The organism is Pseudomonas sp. Pc102 (assembly GCF_018408275.1).
Lineage (GTDB): Bacteria > Pseudomonadota > Gammaproteobacteria > Pseudomonadales > Pseudomonadaceae > Metapseudomonas > Metapseudomonas tohonis.
In genome coordinates this window covers 5016262-5042936 of sequence record NZ_AP021905.1, presented here as the reverse complement: position 1 = coordinate 5042936, position 26675 = coordinate 5016262, and the positions used below count along the sequence as shown (strand labels likewise).

Annotated in this window: 24 protein-coding genes; 21 read left to right on the top strand and 3 right to left on the bottom strand. The window is 65.1% G+C overall.

Going from position 1 to position 26675, the window contains the following annotated elements:
- The first annotated feature begins 11 nt into the window (after nucleotides 1-11).
- The 12 genes from fabZ (at nucleotide 12) to ispD (ending at nucleotide 14180) form a co-directional block, all read left to right on the top strand.
- Nucleotides 12-452: a 3-hydroxyacyl-ACP dehydratase FabZ gene (gene fabZ / locus PHLH3_RS23050; protein WP_031287666.1), complete on the top strand. Its 441-nt coding sequence runs from the start codon at nucleotides 12-14 to the stop codon at nucleotides 450-452.
- Nucleotides 449-1225 carry an acyl-ACP--UDP-N-acetylglucosamine O-acyltransferase gene (gene lpxA / locus PHLH3_RS23045; protein ID WP_111261662.1) on the top strand — a complete coding sequence of 259 codons (777 nt, stop codon included), beginning with the start codon at nucleotides 449-451 and terminating at the stop codon, nucleotides 1223-1225. The genes fabZ and lpxA overlap by 4 nt, the downstream gene beginning before the upstream one ends.
- 4 nt (nucleotides 1226-1229) lie before the next feature.
- Nucleotides 1230-2363, top strand: a complete 1134-nt coding sequence (gene lpxB / locus PHLH3_RS23040) for a lipid-A-disaccharide synthase (protein ID WP_213625910.1) — start codon at nucleotides 1230-1232, stop codon at nucleotides 2361-2363.
- Complete coding sequence (gene rnhB, locus PHLH3_RS23035; protein WP_213625909.1) at nucleotides 2363-2965, top strand: ribonuclease HII; 603 nt, start codon at nucleotides 2363-2365, stop codon at nucleotides 2963-2965. The genes lpxB and rnhB overlap by 1 nt, the downstream gene beginning before the upstream one ends.
- 141 nt (nucleotides 2966-3106) lie before the next feature.
- Nucleotides 3107-6631 (top strand): DNA polymerase III subunit alpha, encoded by a 3525-nt coding sequence (gene dnaE, locus PHLH3_RS23030; protein ID WP_213625908.1) that lies wholly within the window; start codon nucleotides 3107-3109, stop codon nucleotides 6629-6631.
- 109 nt (nucleotides 6632-6740) lie between these two features.
- The gene (gene accA, locus PHLH3_RS23025; RefSeq protein ID WP_111261658.1) at nucleotides 6741-7691 is read left to right on the top strand and encodes an acetyl-CoA carboxylase carboxyl transferase subunit alpha; all 951 of its coding nucleotides are present in this window, start codon (nucleotides 6741-6743) and stop codon (nucleotides 7689-7691) included.
- A gap of 46 nt (nucleotides 7692-7737) precedes the next feature.
- Complete coding sequence (gene tilS, locus PHLH3_RS23020) at nucleotides 7738-9051, top strand: tRNA lysidine(34) synthetase TilS (RefSeq protein WP_244863095.1); 1314 nt, start codon at nucleotides 7738-7740, stop codon at nucleotides 9049-9051.
- A 165-nt stretch (nucleotides 9052-9216) separates the two neighbouring features.
- Entirely contained in the window at nucleotides 9217-10848 is a 1632-nt protein-coding gene (locus PHLH3_RS23015; RefSeq protein WP_213625906.1) for a CTP synthase, read from the top strand.
- 3 nt (nucleotides 10849-10851) lie between these two features.
- Complete coding sequence (kdsA, locus tag PHLH3_RS23010) at nucleotides 10852-11694, top strand: 3-deoxy-8-phosphooctulonate synthase (RefSeq protein ID WP_213625905.1); 843 nt, start codon at nucleotides 10852-10854, stop codon at nucleotides 11692-11694.
- A 147-nt stretch (nucleotides 11695-11841) separates the two neighbouring features.
- Nucleotides 11842-13131 (top strand): phosphopyruvate hydratase, encoded by a 1290-nt coding sequence (gene eno / locus PHLH3_RS23005; protein ID WP_213625904.1) that lies wholly within the window; start codon nucleotides 11842-11844, stop codon nucleotides 13129-13131.
- Nucleotides 13132-13191: 60 nt separating this feature from the next.
- On the top strand, nucleotides 13192-13473 hold the full coding sequence (gene ftsB, locus PHLH3_RS23000; protein ID WP_111261654.1) for a cell division protein FtsB: 282 nt from the start codon (nucleotides 13192-13194) through the stop codon (nucleotides 13471-13473).
- Nucleotides 13470-14180, top strand: a complete 711-nt coding sequence (gene ispD, locus PHLH3_RS22995) for a 2-C-methyl-D-erythritol 4-phosphate cytidylyltransferase (protein WP_173171753.1) — start codon at nucleotides 13470-13472, stop codon at nucleotides 14178-14180. The genes ftsB and ispD overlap by 4 nt, the downstream gene beginning before the upstream one ends.
- On the opposite strand, the gene PHLH3_RS22990 is transcribed toward ispD, so the two are convergent.
- Nucleotides 14156-15067 carry a LysR substrate-binding domain-containing protein gene (locus PHLH3_RS22990; protein ID WP_213625903.1) on the bottom strand — a complete coding sequence of 304 codons (912 nt, stop codon included), beginning with the start codon at nucleotides 15065-15067 and terminating at the stop codon, nucleotides 14156-14158. The genes ispD and PHLH3_RS22990 overlap by 25 nt on opposite strands.
- A 104-nt stretch (nucleotides 15068-15171) precedes the next feature.
- Here PHLH3_RS22990 and PHLH3_RS22985 point away from each other — a divergent pair, with 104 nt between their 5' ends.
- The 8 genes from PHLH3_RS22985 (at nucleotide 15172) to rpoS (ending at nucleotide 22450) form a co-directional block, all read left to right on the top strand.
- Nucleotides 15172-16284, top strand: coding sequence for an S-(hydroxymethyl)glutathione dehydrogenase/class III alcohol dehydrogenase (locus PHLH3_RS22985; protein ID WP_111261651.1), 1113 nt, complete (start codon nucleotides 15172-15174; stop codon nucleotides 16282-16284).
- Between the two features lie 67 nt (nucleotides 16285-16351).
- On the top strand, nucleotides 16352-17197 hold the full coding sequence (fghA, locus tag PHLH3_RS22980; RefSeq protein ID WP_213625902.1) for an S-formylglutathione hydrolase: 846 nt from the start codon (nucleotides 16352-16354) through the stop codon (nucleotides 17195-17197).
- A 133-nt stretch (nucleotides 17198-17330) separates the two neighbouring features.
- Nucleotides 17331-17804, top strand: a complete 474-nt coding sequence (gene ispF / locus PHLH3_RS22975) for a 2-C-methyl-D-erythritol 2,4-cyclodiphosphate synthase (RefSeq protein ID WP_173171759.1) — start codon at nucleotides 17331-17333, stop codon at nucleotides 17802-17804.
- Complete coding sequence (truD, locus tag PHLH3_RS22970; RefSeq protein WP_213625901.1) at nucleotides 17801-18859, top strand: tRNA pseudouridine(13) synthase TruD; 1059 nt, start codon at nucleotides 17801-17803, stop codon at nucleotides 18857-18859. The genes ispF and truD overlap by 4 nt, the downstream gene beginning before the upstream one ends.
- Entirely contained in the window at nucleotides 18847-19596 is a 750-nt protein-coding gene (gene surE, locus PHLH3_RS22965; protein ID WP_111261647.1) for a 5'/3'-nucleotidase SurE, read from the top strand. The genes truD and surE overlap by 13 nt, the downstream gene beginning before the upstream one ends.
- A gap of 41 nt (nucleotides 19597-19637) precedes the next feature.
- A complete protein-coding gene (locus tag PHLH3_RS22960; RefSeq protein WP_173172433.1) occupies nucleotides 19638-20273 on the top strand; it encodes a protein-L-isoaspartate(D-aspartate) O-methyltransferase in 636 nt (211 codons plus the stop codon).
- Nucleotides 20274-20475: 202 nt separating this feature from the next.
- Complete coding sequence (locus PHLH3_RS22955; RefSeq protein ID WP_213625900.1) at nucleotides 20476-21342, top strand: peptidoglycan DD-metalloendopeptidase family protein; 867 nt, start codon at nucleotides 20476-20478, stop codon at nucleotides 21340-21342.
- A 103-nt stretch (nucleotides 21343-21445) separates the two neighbouring features.
- Complete coding sequence (gene rpoS / locus PHLH3_RS22950; protein WP_213625899.1) at nucleotides 21446-22450, top strand: RNA polymerase sigma factor RpoS; 1005 nt, start codon at nucleotides 21446-21448, stop codon at nucleotides 22448-22450.
- A 476-nt stretch (nucleotides 22451-22926) separates the two neighbouring features.
- Here rpoS and fdxA read toward each other — a convergent pair whose 3' ends face one another.
- Nucleotides 22927-23250 (bottom strand): ferredoxin FdxA, encoded by a 324-nt coding sequence (gene fdxA / locus PHLH3_RS22945; protein WP_111261643.1) that lies wholly within the window; start codon nucleotides 23248-23250, stop codon nucleotides 22927-22929.
- Between the two features lie 138 nt (nucleotides 23251-23388).
- On the bottom strand, nucleotides 23389-25968 hold the full coding sequence (gene mutS, locus PHLH3_RS22940) for a DNA mismatch repair protein MutS (protein WP_213625898.1): 2580 nt from the start codon (nucleotides 25966-25968) through the stop codon (nucleotides 23389-23391).
- A 129-nt stretch (nucleotides 25969-26097) separates the two neighbouring features.
- On the opposite strand from mutS, the gene PHLH3_RS22935 reads away from it, so the two are divergent.
- On the top strand, nucleotides 26098-26610 hold the full coding sequence (locus PHLH3_RS22935; protein WP_213625897.1) for a CinA family protein: 513 nt from the start codon (nucleotides 26098-26100) through the stop codon (nucleotides 26608-26610).
- Nucleotides 26611-26675: the final 65 nt, after the last annotated feature.

The window sequence follows — 26675 nt, the reverse complement described above, 5'->3', positions numbered from 1 at the left end:
GCTCCAGGAAAATGATGGACATCAACGAGATTCGCGAATACCTGCCGCACCGCTACCCTTTCCTTCTTGTGGATCGGGTCGTGGATCTGGATATCGAGGGCAAGCGCATTCGCGCCTACAAGAATGTCAGCATCAACGAGCCATTCTTCAACGGCCACTTCCCCGAACACCCGATCATGCCGGGTGTGCTGATCATCGAGGCGATGGCCCAGGCCGCCGGCATCCTCGGCTTCAAGATGCTCGACGTGAAGCCTGCCGACGGCACCCTGTACTACTTCGTCGGCTCGGACAAGCTGCGCTTCCGCCAGCCTGTGCTGCCGGGTGACCAGTTGATCCTCGAAGCCAGCTTCCGCAGCGTAAAGCGCAGCATCTGGAAGTTCGAGTGCCAGGCCAGCGTCGATGGCAAGGAAGTCTGCTCGGCTGAAATCATCTGTGCGGAACGCAAATTATGAGTTTGATCGACCCTCGCGCCATCATCGATCCGTCAGCCCGGCTGGCGGATGACGTCCAGGTCGGCCCCTGGTCGATCATCGGACCCGATGTGGAAATCGGCGAGGGTAGCGTGGTCGGCCCCCATGTGGTCATCAAGGGCCCCACGCGCATCGGCAGGCACAACCGTATCTACCAGTTCTCCTCGGTAGGTGAGGACACGCCTGACCTGAAGTACAAGGGTGAACCCACCCGCCTGGTCATCGGTGACCACAATGTGATCCGCGAAGGTGTGACCATCCACCGTGGCACCGTCCAGGATCGCTCCGAGACCACCATCGGCGACCACAACCTGCTGATGGCCTACGTGCATATCGGTCATGACAGCGTCATCGCCAACCACTGCATCCTGGTCAACAACACGGCGCTGGCGGGCCATGTCCACGTGGACGACTGGGCGATCCTCTCCGGCTTCACCCTGGTGCACCAGTTCTGCCGCATCGGCGCCCACAGCTTCTCCGGCATGGGTACCGCCATCGGCAAGGACGTACCTGCCTACGTGACCGTCTTCGGCAACCCGGCCGAGGCGCGCAGCATGAACTTCGAAGGCATGCGCCGCCGTGGTTTTTCCGCCGAGGCGATCCAGGCCCTGCGTCGGGCCTACAAGGTCGTCTACCGTCAGGGCCTGACCGTCGAGCAGGCGCTGGCCGAACTCGCCGAATCCTCCGCGCAATTCCCCGAGGTCGCGGTGTTCCGCGACTCGATCCAGTCCTCGACCCGCGGCATCACGCGCTGATCTCATGACCCGTCCATTGCGCATCGCGCTGGTCGCCGGCGAGGCGTCCGGCGACATCCTAGGCTCCGGCCTCATGCAAGCCCTCAAGGCCCGTCATCCCGATGCCGAGTTCATTGGCGTGGGTGGTCCGCTGATGGAAGCGGAGGGCCTGGCTTCCTATTTCCCCATGGAGCGTCTCGCGGTGATGGGGCTGGTCGAAGTGCTCGGCCGCCTGCCCGAACTGCTGAGTCGCCGCAAGCGCCTGATCGCCACCCTGATCGACGCCCGCCCGGACGTCTTCATCGGCATCGATGCCCCGGATTTCAACCTGGGCGTCGAACTCAAGCTACGCCGCGCCGGCATCCGCACCGTGCATTACGTCAGCCCCTCCGTCTGGGCCTGGCGGCAGAAGCGCGTGCTGAAGATCCGCGAAGGCTGCGACCTGATGCTCACCCTGTTCCCCTTCGAGGCGCAGTTCTATGAGGCCCACCAGGTGCCGGTGCGCTTCGTCGGCCATCCGCTGGCGGACACCATTCCGCTGGAAGCCGACCGCGCTGCGGCTCGCACCGCCATCGGGGTGCCGGACGGCGCCGCCCTGGTGGCGCTGATGCCCGGCAGCCGTGGTGGCGAGGTCGGTCGCCTCGGCAGCCTGTTCCTCGACGCCGCCGAGCGCATGCGCTCGATGCGCCCGGGCCTGCATTTCGTGCTGCCCTGTGCCAGCCCAGCGCGGCGCCAGCAGCTGGAGCAGATGCTCGCCGGCCGCAACCTGCCGCTGACCCTGCTGGACGGCCGCTCGCACCAGGCCCTTGCTGCCTGCGACGCGGTGCTGATCGCCTCGGGCACGGCGACCCTGGAAGCGCTGCTGTACAAGCGCCCCATGGTGGTGGCCTACAAGGTCGCGCCCATGACTTATCGGATTCTCAAGCGCCTGGTGAAGAGCCCCTACGTCTCCTTGCCCAACCTGCTGGCGCAGCGCCTGCTGGTGCCCGAACTGCTGCAGGACGCCGCGACGCCCGAGGCGCTGGCCCAGACCCTTGTGCCGCTGCTCGACGGCGGGGACGTGCAGACCGAAGGCTTTGATCGCATCCACCGTACCTTGCGCCTCGATGCTTCCAAGGAAGCCGCGGGCGCGGTGCTCGACCTGATAGGGACTCGCTGATGCAGCTCGGACTGGATTTCACCCTGGTGGAGGAACTGGTGGCCGGCGTCGACGAGGTCGGTCGCGGCCCGCTCTGTGGTCCGGTGGTCACCGCTGCGGTGATCCTCGATCCGGCCCGTCCCATCCTCGGCCTCAACGATTCCAAGAAGCTCAGCGAAGCGCGTCGCGAGGCGCTGTTCGACGAGATCCGCGAGAAGGCCCTCGCCTGGTGCATCGCTCGGGCCGAGGTGGAGGAGATCGACCGCCTCAACATCCTCCACGCGACCATGCTGGCCATGCAGCGCGCGGTCGAAGGCCTCGCTGTCACCCCGAAGCTGGCGCTGATCGACGGCAACCGCTGCCCGAAACTGGCGGTGCCCAGCGCGCCGGTGATCCAGGGTGACGCCAAGGTGCCGGCCATCGCCGCTGCGTCGATCCTGGCCAAGGTCAGCCGCGACCGCGAGATGCAGGCGCTCGACGCGCTCTACCCGGGCTACGGCATGGGCGGGCACAAGGGCTACCCGACGCCGGTGCACCTGGAAGCCTTGCGACGCCTGGGCGCGACGCCCATCCACAGGCGCTCCTTCGCCCCGGTCCGGGCGGTGATCGAAGGCGTCGACTGATTCCTTCCGGCCCTCCCGGGCACCGTTTCATCGGCCTGCCGGCGTTCGTGCCGGCGACCGGCCGTTCCCGACTTGAAGCCAGCTGCCGCTTCCGCTGTACAATCCCGGCCTTGCCGTTTTTGCGTTTTCTATAGGACCGCCATGACTGTCGCCTTCGTCCATCTCCGTCTGCATTCCGAATATTCACTCGTCGACGGCCTGGTGCGGGTCAAGCCGCTGGTCAAGGCCGTGGCGAGCGCCGGGATGCCCGCCGTGGCGATCACCGACCAGAGCAACATGTGCTCGCTGGTGAAGTTCTACAAGGCCGCCATGGGTGGGGGCGTCAAGCCCATCTGCGGTGCCGACATCTGGCTTGCCAGCCCCTACGAGGACGGGCCACTGACGCGCATGACCCTGCTGGTGATGAATGCCAAGGGCTACCGCAACCTTACCGAGCTGGTGTCCCGGGGCTGGTCCGAAGGCCAGAGCAATGACCTGGTGATCATCCAGCGCGAATGGGTGAAGGAGGCCGCCGAAGGCCTGATCGCCCTGTCGGGCTCCAAGGAAGGCGAGATCGGCATGGCCTTGCTCAGCGGCGACCAGGCCGGCGCCGAGGCGCTGCTGGCCGAGTGGCAGGCCGTCTTCCCCGATCGCTTCTACCTGGAGTTGCAGCGCACCGCCCGGGTCAACGACGAGGAGCACGTGCATGCCGCCGTCGCCCTGGCCGATCGTTGCGGCGCGGCGCTGGTGGCCACCAACGACGTGCGCTTCATCAAGCCGGGCGATTTCGAGGCCCACGAGACCCGCGTATGCATCGGCGAGGGCCGTGTCCTCGACGACCCGCGCCGCCCGCGCAACTTCTCCGACCAGCAGTACCTGAAGACCCCCGAGGAGATGGCCGAGCTGTTCGCCGACATCCCCGAGGCGCTGCAGAACACCGTCGAGATCGCCAAGCGCTGCAACATCGAAGTCCAGCTGGGCAAGCACTTCCTGCCCGACTTCCCGACGCCCAACGGCATGGGTATCGATGACTACCTGCGTCACGCTTCCTATGAAGGCCTGGAGGAGCGCCTGGCGGTGCTCTGGCCGAAGGAGACGACCCCGGACTACGAGGAGAAGCGCCAGCTCTACATCGACCGCCTGGAGTTCGAGCTGGGCACCATCATCCAGATGGGCTTCCCCGGCTACTTCCTGATCGTTGCCGACTTCATCCAGTGGGCGAAGAACAACGGCGTGCCGGTGGGCCCGGGGCGGGGCTCGGGCGCCGGTTCGCTGGTCGCCTACGTGCTGAAGATCACCGACCTCGACCCGCTGGCCTACGACCTGCTGTTCGAACGCTTCCTCAACCCCGAACGGGTCTCCATGCCCGACTTCGACGTCGACTTCTGCATGGACGGCCGTGACCGCGTGATCGACTACGTGGCCGACAAGTACGGGCGCAATGCGGTGAGCCAGATCATCACCTTCGGCTCCATGGCGGCGAAGGCGGTGGTGCGCGACGTGGCGCGAGTGCAGGGCAAGTCCTACGGCCTGGCCGATCGCCTGTCGAAGATGATCCCGTTCGAAGTGGGCATGACCCTGGAGGCGGCCTACAACCAGGAGGAGGCGCTGCGCGACTTCCTCAAGGCCGACGAGGAAGCCCAGGAAATCTGGGACATGGCCCTGAAGCTCGAAGGCATCACCCGCGGTACCGGCAAGCACGCCGGCGGCGTGGTGATCGCCCCGACCAAGCTCACCGACTTCTCGCCCATCGCGTGCGACGAGGAGGGCGGTGGCCTGGTGACCCAGTTCGACAAGGATGACGTGGAGGCGGCCGGCCTGGTGAAGTTCGACTTCCTCGGCCTGCGGACGCTGACGATCATCAAGTGGGCCATGGAGATGATCAACCGCGAGCAGGAGAAGAAAGGCCTGCCGCTGGTGGACATCGACCGCATCCCGCTGGATGACAAGAAAACCTACGACATGCTGCAGAAGGCGGAGACCACCGCGGTCTTCCAGCTCGAATCCCGCGGCATGAAGGAGCTGATCAAGAAGCTCAAGCCCGACTGCCTGGAAGACATGATCGCCCTCGTGGCGCTGTTCCGTCCGGGGCCGCTGCAATCGGGCATGGTGGACGACTTCATCAACCGCAAGCACGGCCGTGCCGAGCTCTCCTACCCGCACCCGGACTACCAGTACGCCGGCCTCGAGCCGGTGCTCAAGCCCACCTACGGCATCATCCTGTACCAGGAGCAGGTGATGCAGATCGCCCAGGTGATGGCGGGCTACACCCTTGGCGGCGCAGACATGCTGCGCCGCGCGATGGGCAAGAAGAAGCCCGAGGAGATGGCCAAGCAGCGTGGCGGCTTCATCGAGGGCTGCTCCAGCAACGGCATCGACCCGAACCTGTCGGGCAACATCTTCGACCTGGTGGAGAAGTTCGCCGGCTACGGCTTCAACAAGTCCCACTCCGCCGCCTACGGCTGGGTCTCCTACCAGACCGCCTGGCTCAAGGCGCACTTCCCGTCGCCCTTCATGGCCGCGGTACTCACGGCGGACATGCACAACACCGACAAGGTGGTGACGCTGATCGAAGAGTGCCGGAACATGAAGCTGCGGATCGTGGCACCGGATGTGAACAACTCCGAATACCGCTTCACCGTCGACGACGCCGGACAGATCATCTACGGCCTCGGCGCGATCAAGGGCGTGGGCGAGGGCCCGGTGGAGGCGATCACCGAATGCCGCGCCGAAGGTGGCCCGTTCAAGGATCTCTTCGATTTCTGCAACCGCATCGACCTCAAGCGCGTCAACAAGCGCACCCTGGACGCCCTGATCCGCGGTGGTGCACTGGATCGCCTGGGCCCGTTCTTCAGCGAAGAGCCCAAGGCCTACCAGGCCGGCATCGACCGCAACCGGGCGGTGCTGCTGGCGTCCATGGAGGAGGCCATCCAGGCCGCGGAGCAGACCGCGCGCAGCCACGACAGCGGGCACATGGACCTGTTCGGCGGCCTGTTCGCCGAACCCGAGGCGGACATGTACGCCAACCACCGCAACGCCAAGGAGCTGTCCCTGAAGGAGCGGCTCAAGGGCGAGAAGGATGCCCTGGGGATCTACCTCACCGGGCACCCGATCGACGAGTACGAGGGCGAGGTGCGTCGCTTCGCCCGCCAGCGCATCGTCGAGCTGAAGCCCGCGCGTGATACCCAGACCATCGCCGGCCTGATCGTCAACCTGCGGGTGATGAAGAACAAGAAGGGCGACAAGATGGGCTTCATCACCCTCGACGACCGCTCCGGGCGCATCGAGGCGTCGCTGTTCGCCGATGCCTTCAACTCCGCCAGCGCGCTGCTGCAGACCGATGCGCTGGTGGTGGTCGAGGGCGAGGTCAGCCACGACGACTTCTCCGGCGGCCTGCGCCTGCGCGCCAAGCGCGTGATGAGCCTGGAAGAGGCCCGCACCGGCCTGGCCGAGAGCCTGCGCATGAAGGTCGACCACAGCGCTCTCCAGGGTGACCGCCTGCGCTGGCTGGCGGAGCTGTGCAATCGCCATCGCGGCTCCTGCCCGATCACGCTGGACTACAGTGGAGCGAGTGCCAAGGCGTTGCTGCAGTTCGGCGAGCAGTGGCGGATCGATCCCGCTGACGCTTTGATTCAGGCATTGCGTGACCAGTTCGGGCGCGACAACGTCTTCCTGCACTACCGCTGAAGCGAGGAGCGCATCGCCGCTCCCGTTTCTCGACCCACACGCGCCCTTCCTTTAAGGTAGGGCGCCAAATGGAACCAGCCGCCTGGCCCCACGCGCACGACGGAAGCCTATGAACCCGAATTTTCTGGATTTCGAACAGCCGATCGCTGACCTGCAAGCCAAGATCGAGGAGCTGCGCCTGGTCGGCAACGACAACGCGCTGAACATCACCGACGAGATCTCCCGCCTGCAGGAGAAGAGCAGCGCGCTCACCGAAAGCATCTTCGGCAACCTGACCAGCTGGCAGATCGCCCAGCTGGCACGCCATCCGCGCCGCCCCTACACCCTCGACTACATCGAGCACATCTTCACCGAGTTCGACGAGCTGCATGGCGACCGCCACTTCTCCGACGACGCGGCGCTGGTCGGTGGCGTTGCCCGCCTGGACGACCAGCCGGTGATGGTCATCGGCCACCAGAAAGGCCGTGAAGTGCGCGAGAAGGTCCGCCGCAACTTCGGCATGCCGCGCCCCGAGGGCTATCGCAAGGCCTGCCGCCTGATGGAGATGGCCGAGCGCTTCAAGATGCCGATCCTCACCTTCATCGACACCCCCGGCGCCTACCCGGGCATCGATGCCGAGGAGCGTGGCCAGAGCGAGGCGATCGCCTGGAACCTGCGCGTCATGGCGCGCCTGAAGACCCCGATTATCGCCACCGTCATCGGCGAGGGTGGTTCCGGTGGTGCGCTGGCCATCGGCGTCTGCGACCGTCTGAACATGCTGCAGTACTCCACCTATTCGGTGATCTCGCCGGAAGGCTGCGCCTCCATCCTGTGGAAGACCGCCGAGAAGGCGCCGGATGCCGCCGAGGCGATGGGCATCACCGCCGAGCGCCTGAAAGGCCTGGGCATCGTCGACAAGGTGATTGCCGAGCCGCTGGGCGGTGCCCATCGCGATCCGGCCGTCGCCGCTGCGTCCATCCGTGCCGAGCTGACCTCGCAGCTGCAGGCCCTCGGCAAGCTCGATACCGACGACCTGCTGGCTCGCCGCTACGAGCGCCTGATGAGCTATGGCGTGGCCTGACGGCCACGAGGGCGGGCGCGTGGCCGAACCGGCTCGCGCGCTCGTCCTGAAGCTCGAATCCGCCTTGCTGGCCGCCGTCGCTCCTTGGCGTACGGCACCCGCCTGGCGGGTGGCCTTCTCCGGAGGCCTGGATTCCACCGTCCTGCTGCACCTCCTGGTACGTCTCACCCGGCGCGAGAGCCTGCCTCCCTTGTCCGCCATCCATGTCCACCACGGCCTGCAGCCTGCTGCTGAGGCCTGGCCCGCGCATTGCCAGCGGACCTGCGACGGCCTCGGCGTGCCCTTGCTGGTGGCGCGGGTGCAGGTGTCCCAGGGCAACAGCCTGGAGCGCGCCGCCCGCGATGCCCGCTACGCGGCCTTCGTCGCACGGCTTGGGGCGGACGAGGTGCTGATGAGCGCCCAGCACCGTGACGACCAGGCAGAGACCCTGCTGTTCCGCCTGCTGCGGGGAGCCGGGGTGCGTGGCCTGGCCGGCATGCCCGCCAGTCGGGCGCTGGGCGAGGGCGTCCTGCTGCGCCCGCTGTTGCGGATGTCTCGCTCGGAACTCGAGGCCTGCGCCCGCGAGCTGGGTGTGGAGTGGGTCGAGGACCCGTCCAACGGCGACACCGATTTCTCCCGCAACTACCTGCGTCGCCGGATCATGCCGGCACTCACCCAGCGATGGCCCCGGGCCGTGGAAAGCATCACCCGCAGCGCCGAGCACCTGGCCGAGGGCGAGGCGTTGCTCGGCGAATTGGCGCAACTGGACTTGCAGGCCGCGCGGACCGACAGCGCCTTTCCCTGGCTGCGGCTGCCATCCCTGGAGCTGGCCCCGTTGATGGGCCTGTCGCCGGCCCGCCAGCGCAATGCCCTGCGCCACTGGATGGCCGGCTTCACCGCGATGCCGGACAGCGATCACTGGGCTGGCTGGGACGACCTGCGCGATGCCGGCGCCAGCGCGAGCCCCGTATGGAGGCTGGCGGGGGGCGACCTGCGGCGCGCCGACGGACGGCTGTGGTGGCTGCCCGGCCACTGGTCGAGCCCCGGGGCGGGCAGCGTGCGCTGGGCCGAGCCCGGGCAGGCACTCGAACTGCCCGGCAATGGCCGTTTGCAGATCGCCGGCGCGCCGCCGGAAGGTCCTCTGGAGGTGCGCTACCGCCAGGGCGGAGAGGTGCTGGACGTGCCGGGGCGTGGGCGTCGCGAGCTCAAGCGGCTGCTCAACGAGAGTGGCCTTCCGGCCTTCGTGCGCGGGCGTCTGCCGCTGCTCTATCGCGGCCCGGAACTGCTCGCCGTGGCCAACCTTCCAGGCCTTGCCGGGCCTGTGGATGCGCGCTGGCGACTGCGCTGGACACCGCCGACGAATGACCAAGGTTTGAGCTGAAAGGGTCTTTCCGGTAGACTACGCTCCCGTCTTACAGAGCTCTTGCCGATTCCTTCGGAGTCGGCGGGAGTTTGCCGTTTTGGCACTGTTCCAGATTGCAGGCTTCGGCCTTACTTCGCTCTCCCCGGCGGCCTTCCGCCTAAACGCAGACTTCTAGGGTTTTTCATGACGCGCTACATCTTCGTCACGGGTGGTGTTGTTTCTTCATTGGGGAAAGGCATCGCCTCGGCATCCTTGGCCGCCATTCTGGAAGCGCGGGGGCTGAAGGTCACCATGCTCAAGCTGGATCCGTACATCAACGTCGATCCCGGCACCATGAGTCCCTTCCAGCACGGTGAAGTGTTCGTCACCGAGGACGGTGCCGAAACCGACCTCGACCTGGGCCACTACGAGCGCTTCGTGCGCACCACCATGACCCAGAACAACAACTTCACCACCGGCCGCGTCTACGAGGACGTGCTGCGCAAGGAGCGCCGTGGTGACTACCTGGGTGCCACGATCCAGGTCATCCCGCACATCACCGACGAGATCAAGCGCCGCATCATCAAGGGTGCTGGCGACGCCGACGTGGCGATGGTCGAGATCGGCGGTACCGTGGGCGACATCGAGTCCCAGCCCTTCCTCGAGGCCATTCGCCAACTGCGCGTGGAAGTGGGCGCCAAGCGCGCCATGTTGATGCACCTGACCCTGGTCCCCTACATCGCCACCGCTGGCGAGACCAAGACCAAGCCGACCCAGCACTCGGTTAAGGAGCTGCGCTCCATCGGCCTGCAGCCCGACGTGCTGATCTGCCGCTCCGACCATGAAGTCGACCTGTCCTCGCGTCGCAAGATCGCGCTGTTCACCAACGTGGAAGAGCGCGCGGTCATCGCCCTGCAGGACGTCGACACCATCTACCGCATTCCTTCCGTGCTGCACGCCCAGGGCCTGGACGACTTCGTCGTCGAGCGTTTCGGCCTGCAGTGTGGCGGTGCCGACCTCTCCGAGTGGGATCGCGTCGTCGATGCCAAGCTGAACCCGGAGAAGGAAGTCACCATCGCCATGGTCGGCAAGTACATGGAGCTGCTGGACGCGTACAAGTCGCTGATCGAGGCGATGAGCCACGCCGGCATCCAGAACCGCACCAAGGTGAACCTGCGCTACATCGACTCCGAAGACATCGAGAACCAGGGCACCAGCCTGCTGGAAGGCGTCGACGCCATCCTGGTTCCGGGCGGCTTCGGCCTGCGCGGCGTGGAAGGCAAGATCACCACCGTCAAATACGCCCGCGAGAATAAGATCCCCTACCTCGGCATCTGCCTCGGCATGCAGGTGGCGGTCATCGAGTTCGCCCGCAACGTGCTGGGCTGGACCGACGCCAACTCCACCGAGTTCGACAAGGCCAGCGGCCATCCGGTCGTGGGCCTGATCACCGAATGGGAAGACGCCACCGGCGCCACCGAGATCCGCACCGAAGCCTCCGACCTCGGCGGCACCATGCGCCTGGGCGCCCAGGCCTGCCAGCTGGAGCCGGGCTCCCTGGTACACGCCTGCTACGGCAAGGACGAGATCGTCGAGCGCCACCGCCATCGCTATGAGGTGAACAACAACCTGCTGCCGCAACTGCAGGAAGCCGGCCTGAAGATCACCGGTCGCTCCGGCGACGGCGCGCTGGTCGAAGTGGTCGAGTCCCCGGACCATCCGTGGTTCGTCGCCTGCCAGTTCCACCCGGAGTTCACCTCCACGCCGCGTTACGGCCATCCGCTGTTCAGCGGCTTCGTCAACGCCGCCCTGGCGCAGAAAGCGAAGAAGGCCTGACCCATGGCAAAGATCATCCGCGTTGGCGACATCGAGATCGCCAACGACAAGCCCTTCGTGCTGTTCGGCGGCATGAACGTGCTGGAGTCCCGTGACCTGGCGATGAAGGTGTGCGAGGAGTACGTCAAGGTCACCGACAAGCTCGGCATCCCCTACGTGTTCAAGGCCAGCTTCGACAAGGCCAACCGCTCCTCCATCAACTCCTTCCGCGGCCCGGGGCTGGAAGAGGGCATGAAGATCTTCGAGGACGTGAAGAAGGCCTTCGGCGTGCCGGTCATCACCGACGTGCACGAGCCGCACCAGGCTGCCCCGGTAGCCGAGGTCTGCGACATCATCCAGCTGCCGGCTTTCCTCTCCCGCCAGACCGACCTGGTCGTGGCGATGGCTAAGACCGGTGCGGTGATCAACATCAAGAAAGCCCAGTTCCTCGCGCCCCAGGAGATGAAACACATCCTGACCAAGTGCGAGGAAGCCGGAAATGACCAGCTGATCCTTTGCGAGCGCGGCTCCTCCTTCGGGTACAACAACCTGGTGGTGGACATGCTCGGCTTCGGCATCATGAAACAGTTCCAGTACCCGGTGTTCTTCGACGTCACCCATGCCCTGCAAATGCCGGGTGGGCGCGCCGATTCCGCCGGTGGCCGCCGCGCCCAGGTCACCGACCTGGCCAAGGCCGGCATGAGCCAGGGCCTCGCCGGCCTGTTCCTGGAGGCGCACCCGGACCCGGACAACGCCAAGTGCGACGGCCCTTGTGCCCTGCGCCTGGACAAGCTGGAGCCGTTCCTCAGCCAGCTCAAGCAGCTGGACGACCTGGTCAAGAGTTTTCCGCCGATCGAGACTGCCTGAACGGGCAAATCTCCGGTAAAGTGCCGGGCGCGCGTAATCTGACCGAGCAGTCAGGCTTGTGGTGAGACCTGCCGAATCGAACGTCTGCCCGCGCCGCCCCTCTAATTCCGCTGCAGCGTCATCGTCAACTTTGGAGTGCTAACAACAATGGCAAAGATCGTCGACATCAAGGGCCGTGAAGTCCTGGATTCCCGCGGTAACCCCACCGTCGAGGCGGATGTGATCCTGGACAACGGTATCGTTGGCAGCGCATGCGCGCCGTCCGGTGCCTCCACCGGTTCCCGCGAGGCACTCGAGCTGCGCGATGGCGACAAGAGCCGCTACATGGGCAAGGGCGTGCTGAAGGCCGTCGCCAACATCAACGGCCCGATCCGCGACCTGCTGCTGGGCAAGGACCCGGTTGACCAGAAGGCGCTCGACCACGCGATGATCGCCCTCGACGGCACCGACAACAAAGCCAAGCTGGGTGCCAATGCCATCCTCGCCGTGTCCCTCGCCGCCGCCAAGGCCGCTGCCCAGGACCAGGACCTGCCGCTGTACGCGCACATCGCCAACCTCAATGGCACCCCCGGCCAGTACTCCATGCCGGTTCCGATGATGAACATCATCAACGGCGGCGAGCATGCCGATAACAACGTCGACATCCAGGAGTTCATGGTCCAGCCGGTTGGCGCCAAGACCTTCTCCGACGGCCTGCGCATGGGCACCGAGATCTTCCATCACCTCAAGGCCGTGCTGAAGGCCCGTGGCCTGAGCACCGCCGTGGGTGACGAAGGCGGCTTCGCGCCGAACCTGACCTCCAACGAAGACGCCCTGGCCGCCATCGCTGAAGCCGTCGCCAATGCCGGCTACAAGCTGGGCACCGACGTGACCCTGGCCCTGGACTGCGCTGCCAGCGAGTTCTTCGAAGACGGCAAGTACAACCTGTCCGGCGAAGGCAAGTCGTTCGATGCCGAAGGCTTCGCCGACTACCTGAAAGGCCTGACCGAGCGCTTCCCGATCATCTCGATCGAAGACGGCCTGGACGAGTCCGATTGGGCCGGCTGGAAAATCCTCACCGACAAGATCGGCGAGAAGATCCAGCTGGTGGGTGACGACCTGTTCGTGACCAACACCAAGATCCTCAAGGAAGGCATCGAGAAAGGCATCGGCAACTCGATCCTGATCAAGTTCAACCAGATCGGCTCGCTGACCGAGACCCTGGAAGCCATCCAGATGGCCAAGGCCGCCGGCTTCACCGCGGTGATTTCCCACCGCTCCGGCGAGACCGAGGACAGCACCATCGCCGACCTGGCCGTTGGTACCGCCGCCGGCCAGATCAAGACCGGCTCCCTGTGCCGTTCCGACCGCGTGTCCAAGTACAACCAGCTGCTGCGTATCGAAGAGCAACTGGGCGGAAAGGCGCCTTACCGTGGTCGTGCCGAGTTCCGCGGCTAAGCCGGGGATGATAAAAAGGGCAGCGAAAGCTGCCCTTTTCGTATGGAAACTTCTCTTTCGATGGCCAAATCCCCTTACTGGTTGTTCGTCGTACTGATCCTGGCCCTGGCCGGGTTGCAGTATCGCCTGTGGGTGGGTGACGGCAGCCTTGCGCAGGTGACGGATCTCGAGCGGCAGATCGCCGACCAGAAGGGCGAGAACGAACGCCTGCTGGAACGCAACCGCATCCTCGAGGCCGAGGTTTCCGAGCTGAAGAAGGGCATGGAGACCGTGGAAGAGCGTGCGCGCCACGAACTGGGCATGGTCAAGGAGGGCGAGACCCTCTATCAGTTGGCCGAATGACGACTCCCGAGCTCCCCGCCTTCTGGGCCGTGATCCCTGCCGCCGGTGTCGGGGCCCGCATGCGTGCCGACCGCCCCAAGCAATACCTGGAGCTGGCCGGGCGGACCATTCTCGAACACAGCCTCGCCTGCTTTCTCGATCATCCCAGCCTCAGGCGCGTGGTGGTCGGCCTCTCCGTCGACGATCCGTACTGGCCTGCGCTGGCTTGCGCCGGAGACCCGCGTATCGAGCGCGTGGACGGCGGCAAGGAGCGTGCTGACACGGTGCTCAAGGCCCTGCTGCGCCTGGATGAACTCGGCGCGCGCCCGAGCGACTGGGTGCTGGTGCACGACGCGGCGCGGCCCAACCTGGCCCGCACCGACCTCGACCTGCTCCTGGCCGAACTGGCCGATGACGCCGTCGGTGGCCTGCTGGCGGTGCCCGCACGCGACACGCTGAAGCGCGCCGGGCCCGATGGGCGTGTGGCCGAGACGGTGGACCGCAGTGTCATCTGGCAGGCCTACACGCCGCAGATGTTCCGCTTCGGCACCTTGCATCGCTCCCTGGCCGATGCCCTGGTCTCGGGCGTCGCCATCACCGACGAGGCTTCGGCCATCGAGTGGTCGGGGCAGGCGCCACGCCTGGTCGAAGGGCGCGCCGACAACCTCAAGGTCACCCGCCCGGAAGACCTCGACTGGCTACGTCAGCGCTGGGCCGGCAGGCACTGATCGCGATAGGCCGGGTGCTTCGCCAGGCCTTCCTTCAACAGGTCCACCAACTGGCGCACCTTGGGTGACAGGTGGCGCTGCTGTGGATAGATCGCCCAGACCGCGGTATTCGGCGGCTGGTGCTGTTCCAGCAGGGAGACCAGCCTGCCGGCCCGCAGGTGCTCCAGCACGTAGTAGTCCGGCAGCTGGCACAGGCCGAAGCCGCGCAGCGCCGCATCCAGCACCGCCTCGCCGCTGTTGCACCGCCAGTTGCCCTGCACCCGCACCGTCTGTTCCCGTCCCTCCGCGAGGAAGCCCCATTGGTCCGAACTGCCGATCAGGCAGTTGTGCCGGCCGAGCTCGGAGAGGCTGTGGGGGCGACCATAACGCTCGAGATAGGAGGGGGCGGCGCACAGGTACATGACCCGTGGAGCCAGCCGGGTGGCGACCAGTCGAGAGTCCTGCAGGCGACCGAGGCGGATCGCCAGGTCCAGCCCCTCGTGGACCAGGTCGAGTGGCCGGTTGCTCAGCTCGATCTCCACCCGCAGCTGCGGATGGCGGGCCATGAACTGGTTCACCAGCGGCACGATGAAGCGCTCTCCATAGGCGACGGCGCAGGTCATGCGCAGTAGCCCCTTGGGCTCGCCGGTGAGGTCGTTGACCGCGCGCAGGGCTTCGTCGCGTGCGTCCACCAGCCGCTGGCAGTGCTGCAGGAAGGTCTGCCCGGCCTCGGTCAGTGCCACCCTGCGCGTGCTGCGGTAGAAGAGGCGCGTCTGCAGCCGCTCCTCCAGTCGCGCCACCTGGCGGCTCACGTGGGACGACGACAGCCCCAGGCGTTCGGCGGCAGCGGTGAAGCGGCCTGTTTCGGCCACGGCGATGAATTCGTCCAACCCTTCCCAACGGCTCATGGATTATCCCTGTACAGCAATAAAGTTTTGCTTTGTGGCTGATTATTTACCATTGGCGGCTCATCTACACTCTCGGCCATCGTCAAATCCGCTGGAGAGTCACCATGATCAAGTCGCGCGCCGCCGTTGCCTTCGAGGCCGGCAAACCCCTGCAGATCGTCGAAGTGGACGTTGCGCCGCCGAAAGCCGGCGAGGTGCTGGTACGTATCGTCGCCACCGGTGTCTGCCATACCGATGCCTACACCCTCTCCGGGGCGGATTCCGAGGGCGTGTTTCCTTGCATCCTCGGCCATGAGGGGGGTGGCATCGTCGAGGCGGTGGGCGAGGGCGTGACCTCCCTTGCCGTGGGCGACCACGTGATCCCGCTCTATACGGCCGAGTGCCGCGAGTGCAAGTTCTGCAAGTCCGGCAAGACCAACCTGTGCCAGAAGGTGCGCGCCACCCAGGGCAAGGGCCTGATGCCCGACGGCACCAGCCGCTTCTCCTACAACGGCCAGCCGATCTACCACTACATGGGTACCTCGACCTTCTCCGAGTACACCGTGGTGCCGGAAATCTCCCTGGCGAAGATTCCCAAGGAAGCGCCGCTGGAGAAGGTCTGCCTGCTGGGCTGCGGTGTCACCACCGGTATCGGTGCCGTACTCAACACGGCCAAGGTCGAGGAGGGCGCCACCGTGGCTATCTTCGGCCTCGGCGGCATCGGCCTGGCGGCGATCATCGGCGCCAAGATGGCCAAGGCCTCGCGCATCATCGCCATCGACATCAACCCGGCCAAGTTCGACGTGGCCCGTGAGCTGGGTGCGACCGACTTCATCAATCCGAAGGATCACGACAAGCCGATCCAGGACGTGGTGATCGAGCTGACCGATGGCGGCGTCGACTACTCCTTCGAGTGCGTCGGCAACGTGCAACTCATGCGCGCGGCCCTCGAATGTGCGCACAAGGGCTGGGGCGAGTCGGTGATCATCGGCGTCGCCGGTGCCGGCCAGGAGATCAGCACCCGTCCCTTCCAATTGGTGACCGGCCGCGTGTGGCGCGGTTCGGCCTTCGGCGGCGTAAAAGGCCGCACCGAGCTGCCGAGCTATGTGGAGAAGGCCGAGAAGGGCGAGATCCCGCTGGACACCTTCATCACCCACACCATGGGGCTGGACCGCATCAACGAAGCCTTCGACCTGATGCACGAAGGCAAGAGCATCCGCACCGTCATTCATTACTGATAAGCGCAAGCCGCAAGTTGTACGTCTTCTCTTGCCGCTTGTGGCTTGTGGCTGCCCGGAGGGCCCCATGACCCTTGAAATCGTTTCCAGCAACAAGAGCTTCGGCGGTTGGCACAAGCGCTATCGCCATCGCTCGAACGCACTTAACTGCGACATGGTCTTCGCCGTCTACCTGCCGCCCCAGGCGGAGCAGGGCGCGAAGCTGCCGGTGCTCTACTGGCTGTCGGGGCTGACCTGCACCGACGAGAACTTCATGCAGAAGGCCGGTGCCCATCGGCTGGCCGCCGAGCTCGGGTTGATCATCGTCGCCCCGGATACCAGCCCGCGCGGCGCCGATGTGCCGGGCGATCCGGACGGTGGCTGGGACTTCGGGCTGGGTGCCGGCTTCTACGTCAACGCCACCCAGGAGCCCTGGGCGCGCAACTACCGCATGCACGACTACGTGGTGCAGGAGTTGCCGGCGCTGATCGAGGCCAATTTCCCGGTCTCGGACAAGCGCGGCATCAGCGGGCACTCCATGGGCGGCCACGGTGCGCTGGTCTGTGCGCTGCGCAACCCGGGCCGCTACCAGTCGCTGTCGGCCTTCGCGCCCATCGTCAACCCGATGGCCTGCCCCTGGGGCGAGAAGGCGCTGTCCCGCTATCTGGGCGAGGACCGTTCGCGCTGGCGCGAGTGGGATGCCTGTGCGCTTATCGGCGATGCCGGCGAGCGCCTGCCGATCCTGGTGGACCAGGGTGATCGTGACGATTTCCTGGTCAACCAGCTCAAGCCCGAGGCCTTGCAGGCTGCCGCCAAGGCCGCCGGCCACCCGCTGACACTGCGCATGCAGCCGGGCTACGACCACAGCTATTACTTCATCGCCAGCTTCATCGACGACCACCTGCGGCACCACGCTGCCGCACTTGAAGGCTGATGAATTAGGGGTTGAGGCCTGAGCTCTGGAAGCCGGCGTGATTGCCTGCTGGCTTCCAGCTTCCAGCTTCCAGCTTCCAGCTTTCGCTTTCAGTTAGAATCGCGCCCTGACTTTTCAGGGCGTTTTTCTGACTATGCGAATTGGCCACGGTTACGACGTGCATCGTTTCGGCGAGGGGGACTTCATCACCCTGGGCGGCGTGCGCATCCCTCACAAGTTCGGGCTCATCGCCCACTCCGACGGTGACGTGCTGCTGCACGCGCTCTCCGACGCGCTGCTGGGTGCCGCTGCGCTGGGCGACATCGGCAAGCACTTCCCGGATACCGATCCGCAGTTCAAGGGCGCCGACAGCCGCGCGCTGCTGCGGCATGTGCTGGTGCAGGTGCGCAACAAGGGCTGGAAGGTCGGCAACGTGGACGCCACCATCGTCGCCCAGGCGCCGAAGATGGCCCCGCACATCGAGACCATGCGTGCATTGATCGCCGAGGATCTCGGTGTCGAACTGGACCAGGTCAACGTCAAGGCCACCACCACCGAGAAGCTCGGCTTCACCGGTCGCGAGGAGGGCATCGCCGTGCATGCGGTGGCCCTGCTGCTGAGCGCATGAACGAGTTCGAACTGCTGGGGCCACGTGCCTACGGGGAGGTACTCGGCCAGGCCGTGCTCAAGGCGATCGCCGAGGACTTCCAGGTCGACGAAGTGCTGGACATCCCTCTCGCCGGCGAAGGCGAGCACCTATGGCTCTGGGTGGAGAAGCGTGAGCTGAACACCGAGGAAGCTGCCCGGCGCCTGGCCCGTGCAGCCGGCGTGCCGGTCCGGACCATCAGCTATGCCGGCCTGAAGGACCGCCAGGCGCTGACCCGCCAGTGGTTCAGCCTGCACCTGCCGGGCAAGGCCGATCCGGACCTCTCCGCCGCCGAGAACCCCAGCCTGCGCATCCTCAAGAGCGTGCGCCACAAGCGCAAGCTGCAGCGGGGCGCGCATTCGGCCAATGGCTTCACCCTGCGCCTCACGCGTCTGGTCGCCGACCACGAGGCGCTCGATGTCCGGCTCAAGGCGATGGCGGCCGGCGGTGTGCCCAACTACTTCGGCTCGCAGCGCTTCGGCCATGACGGCGGCAATGTCGTCGATGCCCGTGCTTTCGCCAGCCGTCGTGAGTTGCCGGAACAGCGCAACGTCCGCTCTCGGCTGCTATCGGCCGGGCGCAGCTACCTGTTCAACCGGGTGCTCGCCGAGCGGGTGGCCAAGGGCAACTGGAACCGTGCCGAGGTCGGCGACCTGCTGGCCTTCACCGACAAGCGCAGCTTCTTCATGGCGGGCGAGGAGGAGTGCCGCGACCCCCGCCTGGAGATTCTCGACCTGCATCCGACCGGCGCGCTGTGGGGTTCCGGGCCGTCCCCTGCCGGCGGCGCAACGGGTGCCCTGGAGCAGGCGCTGGCCGATGCCGAGCCGGCGCTGCGCGACTGGCTCGCGGATGCGGGCATGGCGCACGAACGGCGCATCCTCCGCCTCCCCATCGGCGGCCTTACGTGGCATTATCCCGAGCCTGACGTTCTGCAACTGGAATTCGTCCTGCCGGCTGGATGCTTCGCTACCGCAGTGGTTCGCGAGCTTGTCGATCTGGTGCCGGCGGGGCAGACGGACAACCCATGCGTATTCTGATTTCCAACGACGACGGGGTGAATGCACCCGGCATCGCCGCCCTGCATGCTGCGCTCGAGGATTATGCCGAGTGCGTGGTCATTGCCCCCGACCAGGACAAGAGCGGCGCGAGTAGCTCGCTGACCCTGGATCGTCCGCTATGCCCGCATCGCCTGGATAACGGCTATATCAGTATCAACGGCACGCCCACCGATTGCGTCCACCTGGGGCTCAACGGCCTGCTGGAGCAGACGCCCGACATGGTGGTGTCCGGGATCAACCTGGGCGCCAATCTCGGCGACGACGTGTTGTATTCGGGGACGGTCGCGGCTGCGCTGGAAGGGCGCTTCCTCGATCTGCCGGCATTCGCCTTCTCGCTGCTTTCGCGCCAGTCGGACAACCTCGCCACCGCTGCGCATTTCGCTCGCAAGCTGGTCGAAGGCCATGCGCAGCTCGACCTGCCGCCGCGCACCGTGCTCAACGTGAACATCCCCAACCTGCCGCTGGACCATATCCGTGGCGTGCAGGTGACCCGCCTGGGCCATCGCGCCCGGGCCGCGGCGCCGGTCAAGGTGGTCAACCCGCGTGGCAAGGAGGGCTACTGGATCGCCGTGGCCGGCGATGCCGAGGATGGCGGCCCGGGTACCGATTTCCATGCCGTGATGCAGGGCTACGTCTCGATCACGCCGTTGCAGCTGGACCGCACCTTCACCCAGGGGCTGGACAGCCTCGAGGGCTGGCTGGGGAGGCTGTTCTGATGGCTCGCGAACAGGACGACCTGCTGCGCCGGGGCATCGGCATGACCTCCCAGCGCACCCGTGAGCGCCTGATCCAGCGCCTCTATGAAGAGGGGCTGTCCAACGCCCATGTGCTGGAAACCATCCGTCGTACGCCGCGGCACCTGTTCGTCGACGAGGCGCTGGCGCATCGCGCCTATGAAGACACGGCACTGCCCATCGGCCACAACCAGACCATTTCCCAGCCCTACATGGTGGCGCGGATGAGCGAGCTGCTGCTCGCTGCCGGGCCGCTGGACAAGGTGCTGGAGATCGGCACGGGCTCCGGCTACCAGACCGCCATCCTGGCGCAGCTGGTGGAGCGGGTGTTCTCCGTCGAGCGCATCCAGAGCCTGCAGGACCGCGCCAAGGAGCGCCTGGTCGAACTCAACCTGCGCAACGTCGTGTTCCGCTGGGGAGACGGCTGGGAGGGCTGGTCGGCGCTGGCACCCTACAACGGCATCATCGTCACCGCCGGCGCCGCCGAAGTGCCGCAGGCGCTGCTGGATCAACTGGCCCCTGGCGGGCGTCTGGTGATCCCGGTCGGCGCGGGCGATGTCCAGCAACTGATGCTGATCATCCGCGAGGAGCATGGCTTCTCGCGCCATGTGCTGGACGCCGTCCGTTTCGTTCCGCTGCTCAACGGGCCGCTGGCCTGAGCGGACGGACGCGTCGGCGCACCATCCACCTGGCCGCGGGGAACCTGTACGCCGATCGACTTTCTGATTGGCAGGCACGGCGATACGTTGCTATGGCCTCGTGCCCTGGTGGCCAACCCGAGATGAGCAATGGGTAACTGGTCCTGAACGATATAATCGGCACAATACGCACGACCTTGGGGCATTGGGAAAGGGGACAGGAATGAGCCTGGCCATTCGGCAGAGGATCAGCATGGGAAGCGCGCATGGACTGCTGTCCGTCGTGGCCGTTGGCTTGTTGCTGGCGGGCTGCGCGAGCTCACCGCCCGGTGGTGTCCAGGTGGTCGATCGCAACGGCCGCGCCGTGAGCACCCAGCAACGTCAACCGGTGACCACTGGCCAGTACCGCGTACAGCGCGGTGACACTCTTTACTCCATCGCCTTCCGCTTCGGCTGGGACTGGAAAGCCCTGGCTGCGCGAAACAATATTCCCGCGCCCTATGTGATCCGTCCGGGGCAGACCATCCGTTTCGATGGCCAGTCCAATTCCGCACCGGTGCGTACCGTCGCTACCGCTCCGGTCGTCACCGCGCCGCCGAGCAGGCAACCGGCCACCAGCCAGCCGGTGCAGGGCCAGCCGACCAAGCCTGTCACTCCGGCCCAACCCCCTGTCGCGACCACGCCGGCAACGACGCCGACCCTGCCTGTAACCCGCTCTGCAACTGGCTGGGCGTGGCCTGCGAACGGCGCGATGATCGGTCGTTTTTCCTCAAACGGTAGTTTGAATAAAGGGATTGATATAGCAGGTGAATTAGGCCAGCCTGTTTTAGCTGCGTCAGATGGTTCGGTTGTATACGCCGGAAGTGGATTACGGGGCTACGGCGAATTGGTAATCATCAAACACAGCGATACCTACGTAAGCGCCTACGGCCACAACCGCAGGTTGCTGGTACGGGAAGGACAGCAGGTCAAGGTCGGACAGACCATTGCAGAGATGGGCTCAACGGGTACTGACCGGGTGAAGCTTCACTTTGAAATTCGCCGCCAAGGTAAGCCTGTAGATCCCCTGCAATATCTGCCCCGTCGTTGATCCGACGTCAGCCCGTCACCCTCGTGGGATGGACGGGCTCAGGCGTAGCCAGGGAAATGGCGTCGTCAGAGCTTGTTGTCGAACTCAGCAAGGGACAACAACAATGGCACTCAATAAAGAAGCGCCGGAGTTTGACGTCGACGACGAATTGCTCCTTTTGGAGCCGGGCGTCGGCATGGACGATTCGCTGTCCGAGGAGCAGGACGCACCTGCCCCGAGCAGCAGGGCCAAGCAGTCAAGCTCACTCAAACAGCACAAGTACATCGACTACACCCGCGCCCTCGACGCGACCCAGCTATACCTCAACGAAATCGGCTTTTCCCCCCTCCTGACTCCGGAAGAAGAAGTACATTTCGCGCGCCTGGCGCAGCGAGGTGATCCTGCCGGGCGCAAACGCATGATCGAGAGCAACCTGCGACTGGTGGTCAAGATCGCCCGTCGTTATGTAAACCGGGGGCTCTCCCTGCTGGACCTGATCGAAGAAGGCAACCTCGGGTTGATCAGGGCAGTCGAAAAGTTCGACCCGGAGCGGGGTTTCCGCTTCTCCACCTACGCTACCTGGTGGATCCGCCAGACCATCGAACGCGCGATCATGAATCAGACCCGGACAATCCGGCTGCCGATCCACGTCGTCAAGGAACTCAACGTCTACCTGCGCGCTGCGCGGGAGCTGACCCACAAGCTCGATCACGAGCCCTCTGCGGAAGAAATCGCCAACCTGCTCGAAAAGCCGGTGGACGAGGTGAAGCGGATGCTCGGCTTGAACGAACGGGTCACTTCAGTGGACGTTTCCCTGGGGCCGGATTCGGACAAGACGCTGCTCGACACGCTCACCGACGACCGTCCGACCGATCCCTGTGAGTTGCTGCAGGACGACGATCTGTCGCAGAGCATCGATCAGTGGTTGTCGGAGCTGACGGACAAACAGCGTGAAGTAGTGGTGCGTCGCTTCGGCCTGCGTGGCCATGAAAGCTGCACGCTCGAGGAAGTCGGCCAGGAAATAGGCCTGACCCGGGAGCGGGTGCGGCAGATCCAGGTGGAGGCCTTGAAACGGCTTCGGGAAATCCTGGAGAAGAACGGCTTGTCGAGCGACGCGCTGTTTCAGTAAGGGAGGTCGTTTAGGGAAACCCGGCTAAGGCCGGGTTTCTTCGTTTTGGAACTTCTTAAGCCGGAAAATCGAAGCGCTACATCTTTGTTCAAAAAAAGGTCATGTAAGTATTTGCTTACATTTGCTGTAAGCGTTAAAGGTCAAAAGTGAGTGGAAATCGGGGCCGAAGTGCGTGAGCTGATTTTTTATATTATTGATTTTTAAGGTTTTTATTTTAATTGCTGATTGAGTTCACCAAGACCCGCATCGGTAGGTGCCCTTGTTGGCAGGCCGGGAATCGCTATCATCAGCCCCATGCAACATGGAATGTTGCGGGCCGATACGGAAATCGGTCAGGAGCGTCACTGGATGTGGCTCATCAGGATGATGAAAGGGAAGTGAAGGGATAGGGACAAAAGAGTGGGCGGGCAACCGCCCCTTTTTTTTGCCCGCAAAAACAAAGGCCCGCGATTGCGGGCCTTTTGCTTGATGCGCGATCAGCGCTCCAGTTGGGGGAGCTTGCCTTTCACGCCATCCCACTCTTCGGCATCTGCCAGAGCTTCTTTCTTTTCGGTGATGTTCGGCCAGACTTCCGCCAGATCGCGGTTGAGTTCGATGAACTCCTGCATGTCTTCCGGTACTTCATCTTCGGAGAAGATGGCTTGGGCCGGGCACTCGGGTTCGCAGAGTGCGCAGTCGATGCACTCGTCCGGGTGAATGACCAGGAAGTTCGGGCCTTCGTAGAAGCAGTCCACCGGACAGACTTCCACACAGTCGGTGTATTTGCATTTGATGCAGTTGTCGGTGACGACGAAGGTCATTTCTAGTTCTCTCCTCAGCGGCGGCTCGGAAACCCTGGCTATAGAGGTTTCCCGGCTCTGGATGGCGTCCCCGACTCAGGCTGGCGGCCGGAGCTCGTCCAGAGCGCGCGGGATTCTAACAGCTTGTGCGCGATGGCGTTAGATTCGTGCCTTGAATGTATATAACAACTCCAGCGCGCGGCGTGGGGTCAGGTCGTCCGGTTGCAACTTCGCCAGCTCGTCGAGCACCGGGTGCGGCAGGCTTGCGAACATGTCGCTCTGCATGGGCGGTGCCGGCTGGCCGGGTGCGGCTTTCGGTGCTTCATGGGGCAGGCTGGTGGTTTCCAGTCGCGCCAGATGCTCGCGTGCACGGAGGATCACGTCTGCCGGTACGCCGGCCAGTTGTGCGACCGCGAGGCCGTAGCTCTGGCTCGCCGGGCCGGGCAGGACGTGATGCAGGAAGACGATGCGCTCGTTGTGCTCGGTGGCATTGAGGTGCACGTTGGCCACCACCGGCTCGCTTTCCGGCAGCACAGTGAGCTCGAAGTAGTGAGTGGCGAACAGCGTATAGGCACGCAGGCGTGCCAGGTGTTCAGCTGCAGCCCACGCCAGCGACAGGCCGTCAAAGGTACTGGTGCCACGGCCCACTTCGTCCATCAGCACCAGGCTGCTGTCGGTCGCGTTGTGCAGGATGTTGGCGGTTTCGCTCATCTCCACCATGAAGGTAGAGCGGCCGCCGGCCAGATCGTCGCTGGAGCCGATACGGGTGAAGATGCGGTCCACGGGCGACAGTTCGCAACTGGCCGCTGGCACGAAGCTGCCGATGTGCGCCAGCAGGACGATCAGGGCTGTCTGGCGCATGTAGGTCGATTTACCGCCCATGTTCGGGCCGGTGATGATCAGCATGCGGGTGGCATCGTCCAGAGACAGGTCGTTGGCCACGAACGGGGTTTCCAGCACCTGCTCCACCACCGGGTGGCGACCTTGCACGATGCGCATGCAGGGCTCTTCGACGAAGCGGGGGCGGTTCAGGTCCAGGTTCAGGGCGCGCTCGGCTAGGTTGCTCAGTACGTCCAGTTCGGCCAGGGCGGCCGCAGTGTCCTGCAGGGGCGCCAGTTGCTCGATCAGTTGTTCCAGCAGGTCCTCATAGAGCATCTTCTCGCGGGCCAGGGCGCGGCTCTTTGCGGAGAGGGCCTTGTCCTCGAATGCCTTGAGCTCGGGGGTGATGAAGCGCTCCGCGCCCTTGAGGGTCTGGCGGCGGATGTAATCGGCGGGCGCCTGCTCGGCTTGCACCCGGGGCAGTTCGATGTAGTAGCCGTGGATACGGTTGTAGCCGACCTTGAGGTTGGGCAGGCCGGTGCGTGCCTTCTCGCGTGTTTCGAGGTCCATCAGGTACTGGCCGGCGTTCTCGCTGAGCGCCTGCAACTCGTCCAGTTCGGCGTCGTAGCCTGTCTTGATCACACCACCGTCACGGATCACCGCAGGCGGTGTCTCGATGATGGCGCTGGCCAGCAGGTCCGCCAGCTCCGGATAGGTGCGGATACTGGTGGCCAGGGTTCCCAGATGCGGTGCCTCCAGGTCGGTCATGGCGCTCTGCAGCTCGGGCAGTGCCGCCAGGGCGTCGCGCAGACGGGCCAGGTCGCGGGGACGGGCGTTGCGCAGGCCGACTCGGGCGAGAATGCGCTCCACGTCGCCGATTTCCTTCAACTGTGGCTGCAGGCCTTCGAAGCGGTAGCGTTCCAGCAGGCAACTGATGGAGTCCTGGCGTGCTTCCAGTACGGCGCGATCACGCAGCGGGCGGTTCAGCCAGCGGCTCAGCAGGCGGCTGCCCATGGCGGTCTGGCAGCGGTCGACTACCGATTGCAGCGTGTTGTCGCGTCCGCCTGCGAGGTTGATGTCCAGCTCCAGGTTACGGCGGCTGGCACCGTCCAGGATCACCGTGTCGTCGAGGCGATCATGGCGCAGGCTGCGCAGGTGCGGCAGGGCGGTGCGTTGGGTTTCCTTGGCGTAGCCGAGCAGGCAGCCGGCGGCTCCGATCGCCAGTGTCAGGTTCTCGCAACCGAAGCCCTTCAGATCCTGTACGCCGAACTGCTGGCACAGGCTCTTGCGGGCCGAGTCACGGTCGAAGTCCCAGGGCGCGCGGCGACGTACGCCACGGCGCTTCTCGGCCGGCAGGCCCTGGGGCCAGTCGTCGGGGATCAGCAGCTCGGCGGGGTTAATGCGCTCGAGTTCGGCCAGCAGGTTCTCCCAGCCCTTGATCTCCTGCACGCTGAAGCGGCCGCTGGTGATGTCCAGCACCGCCAGCCCGAACAGGCGCTCATCACCGAGTACCGCTCCGATCAGGTTGTCGCGCCGCTCATCCAGCAGCGCCTCATCGCTGATCGTACCGGGGGTGATGATGCGCACCACCTGGCGCTCCACGGGGCCTTTGCTGGTGGCCGGATCGCCGATCTGCTCGCAGATGACCACCGACTCGCCGAGTTTCACCAGCTTGGCCAGGTAGCCCTCCACCGAATGGAAGGGGATGCCTGCCATGGGGATCGCCTTGCCGGCCGATTGGCCGCGGGCGGTGAGGGTGATGTCGAGGAGCTTGGCGGCTTTCTTGGCGTCTTCGTAGAAGATCTCGTAGAAGTCACCCATGCGATAGAACATCAGCTGGTCCGGGTGCTGGTTCTTCAGCCGCCAGTACTGCTGCATCATCGGGGTGTGGTCGGAGAGGTCCTGGGTATCTTTGGCCATCGGTCAGCGCATCTGTCTTGAAAGTGGGGCGGCAAGGACGTTCGGCAGGAGGGCGAAGATGCCCGGCCTTGCGCGCAAAAGGCGCTAGTGTACGGTATCCCGCTTGCCCGCTTTAACCCCGGAGTGCACATGTCCGATATCGATTCACGACTGACCGAACTGGCCGCGCGCCTCGGTGAGCAACTACGCCTCATCGATGCCCAGGTGACAACCGCCGAATCCTGCACGGGGGGCGGCATTGCCGAAGCGATCACCCGTATCCCCGGGAGCTCGGCCTGGTTCGAGGCGGGCTACATCACCTATTCCAATGCCCAGAAGTCCCGCCAGCTGGGGGTTGCGCAGGAGCTGTTCGGTCGCGTCGGCGCGGTCAGTCGCGAAGTCGTCGAAGCCATGGTGCAGGGCGCCCAGGCGGCCAGCGGTGCGCGTTTCGCGGTGGCGGTCAGCGGCGTCGCTGGGCCGGATGGCGGTTCGCTGGAGAAACCGGTCGGCACCGTCTGGCTGGCCTGGGCCGATGGTGGTTCCATCCAGTCGTGCCGCTGCCAGTTCGAGGGTGATCGCCAGTCGGTCCGCCAGCAGACGGTGGCCAAGGCCCTGGATGGGATGATCCGACTAGCTGCAGGAGAAAAAGCGTCCGAGGGGTAGGCGCGCGACTTGCCCTATGGAATAATACTGGCTACTTATACAGTTGTTGGTGGCCGTCAGGCCCT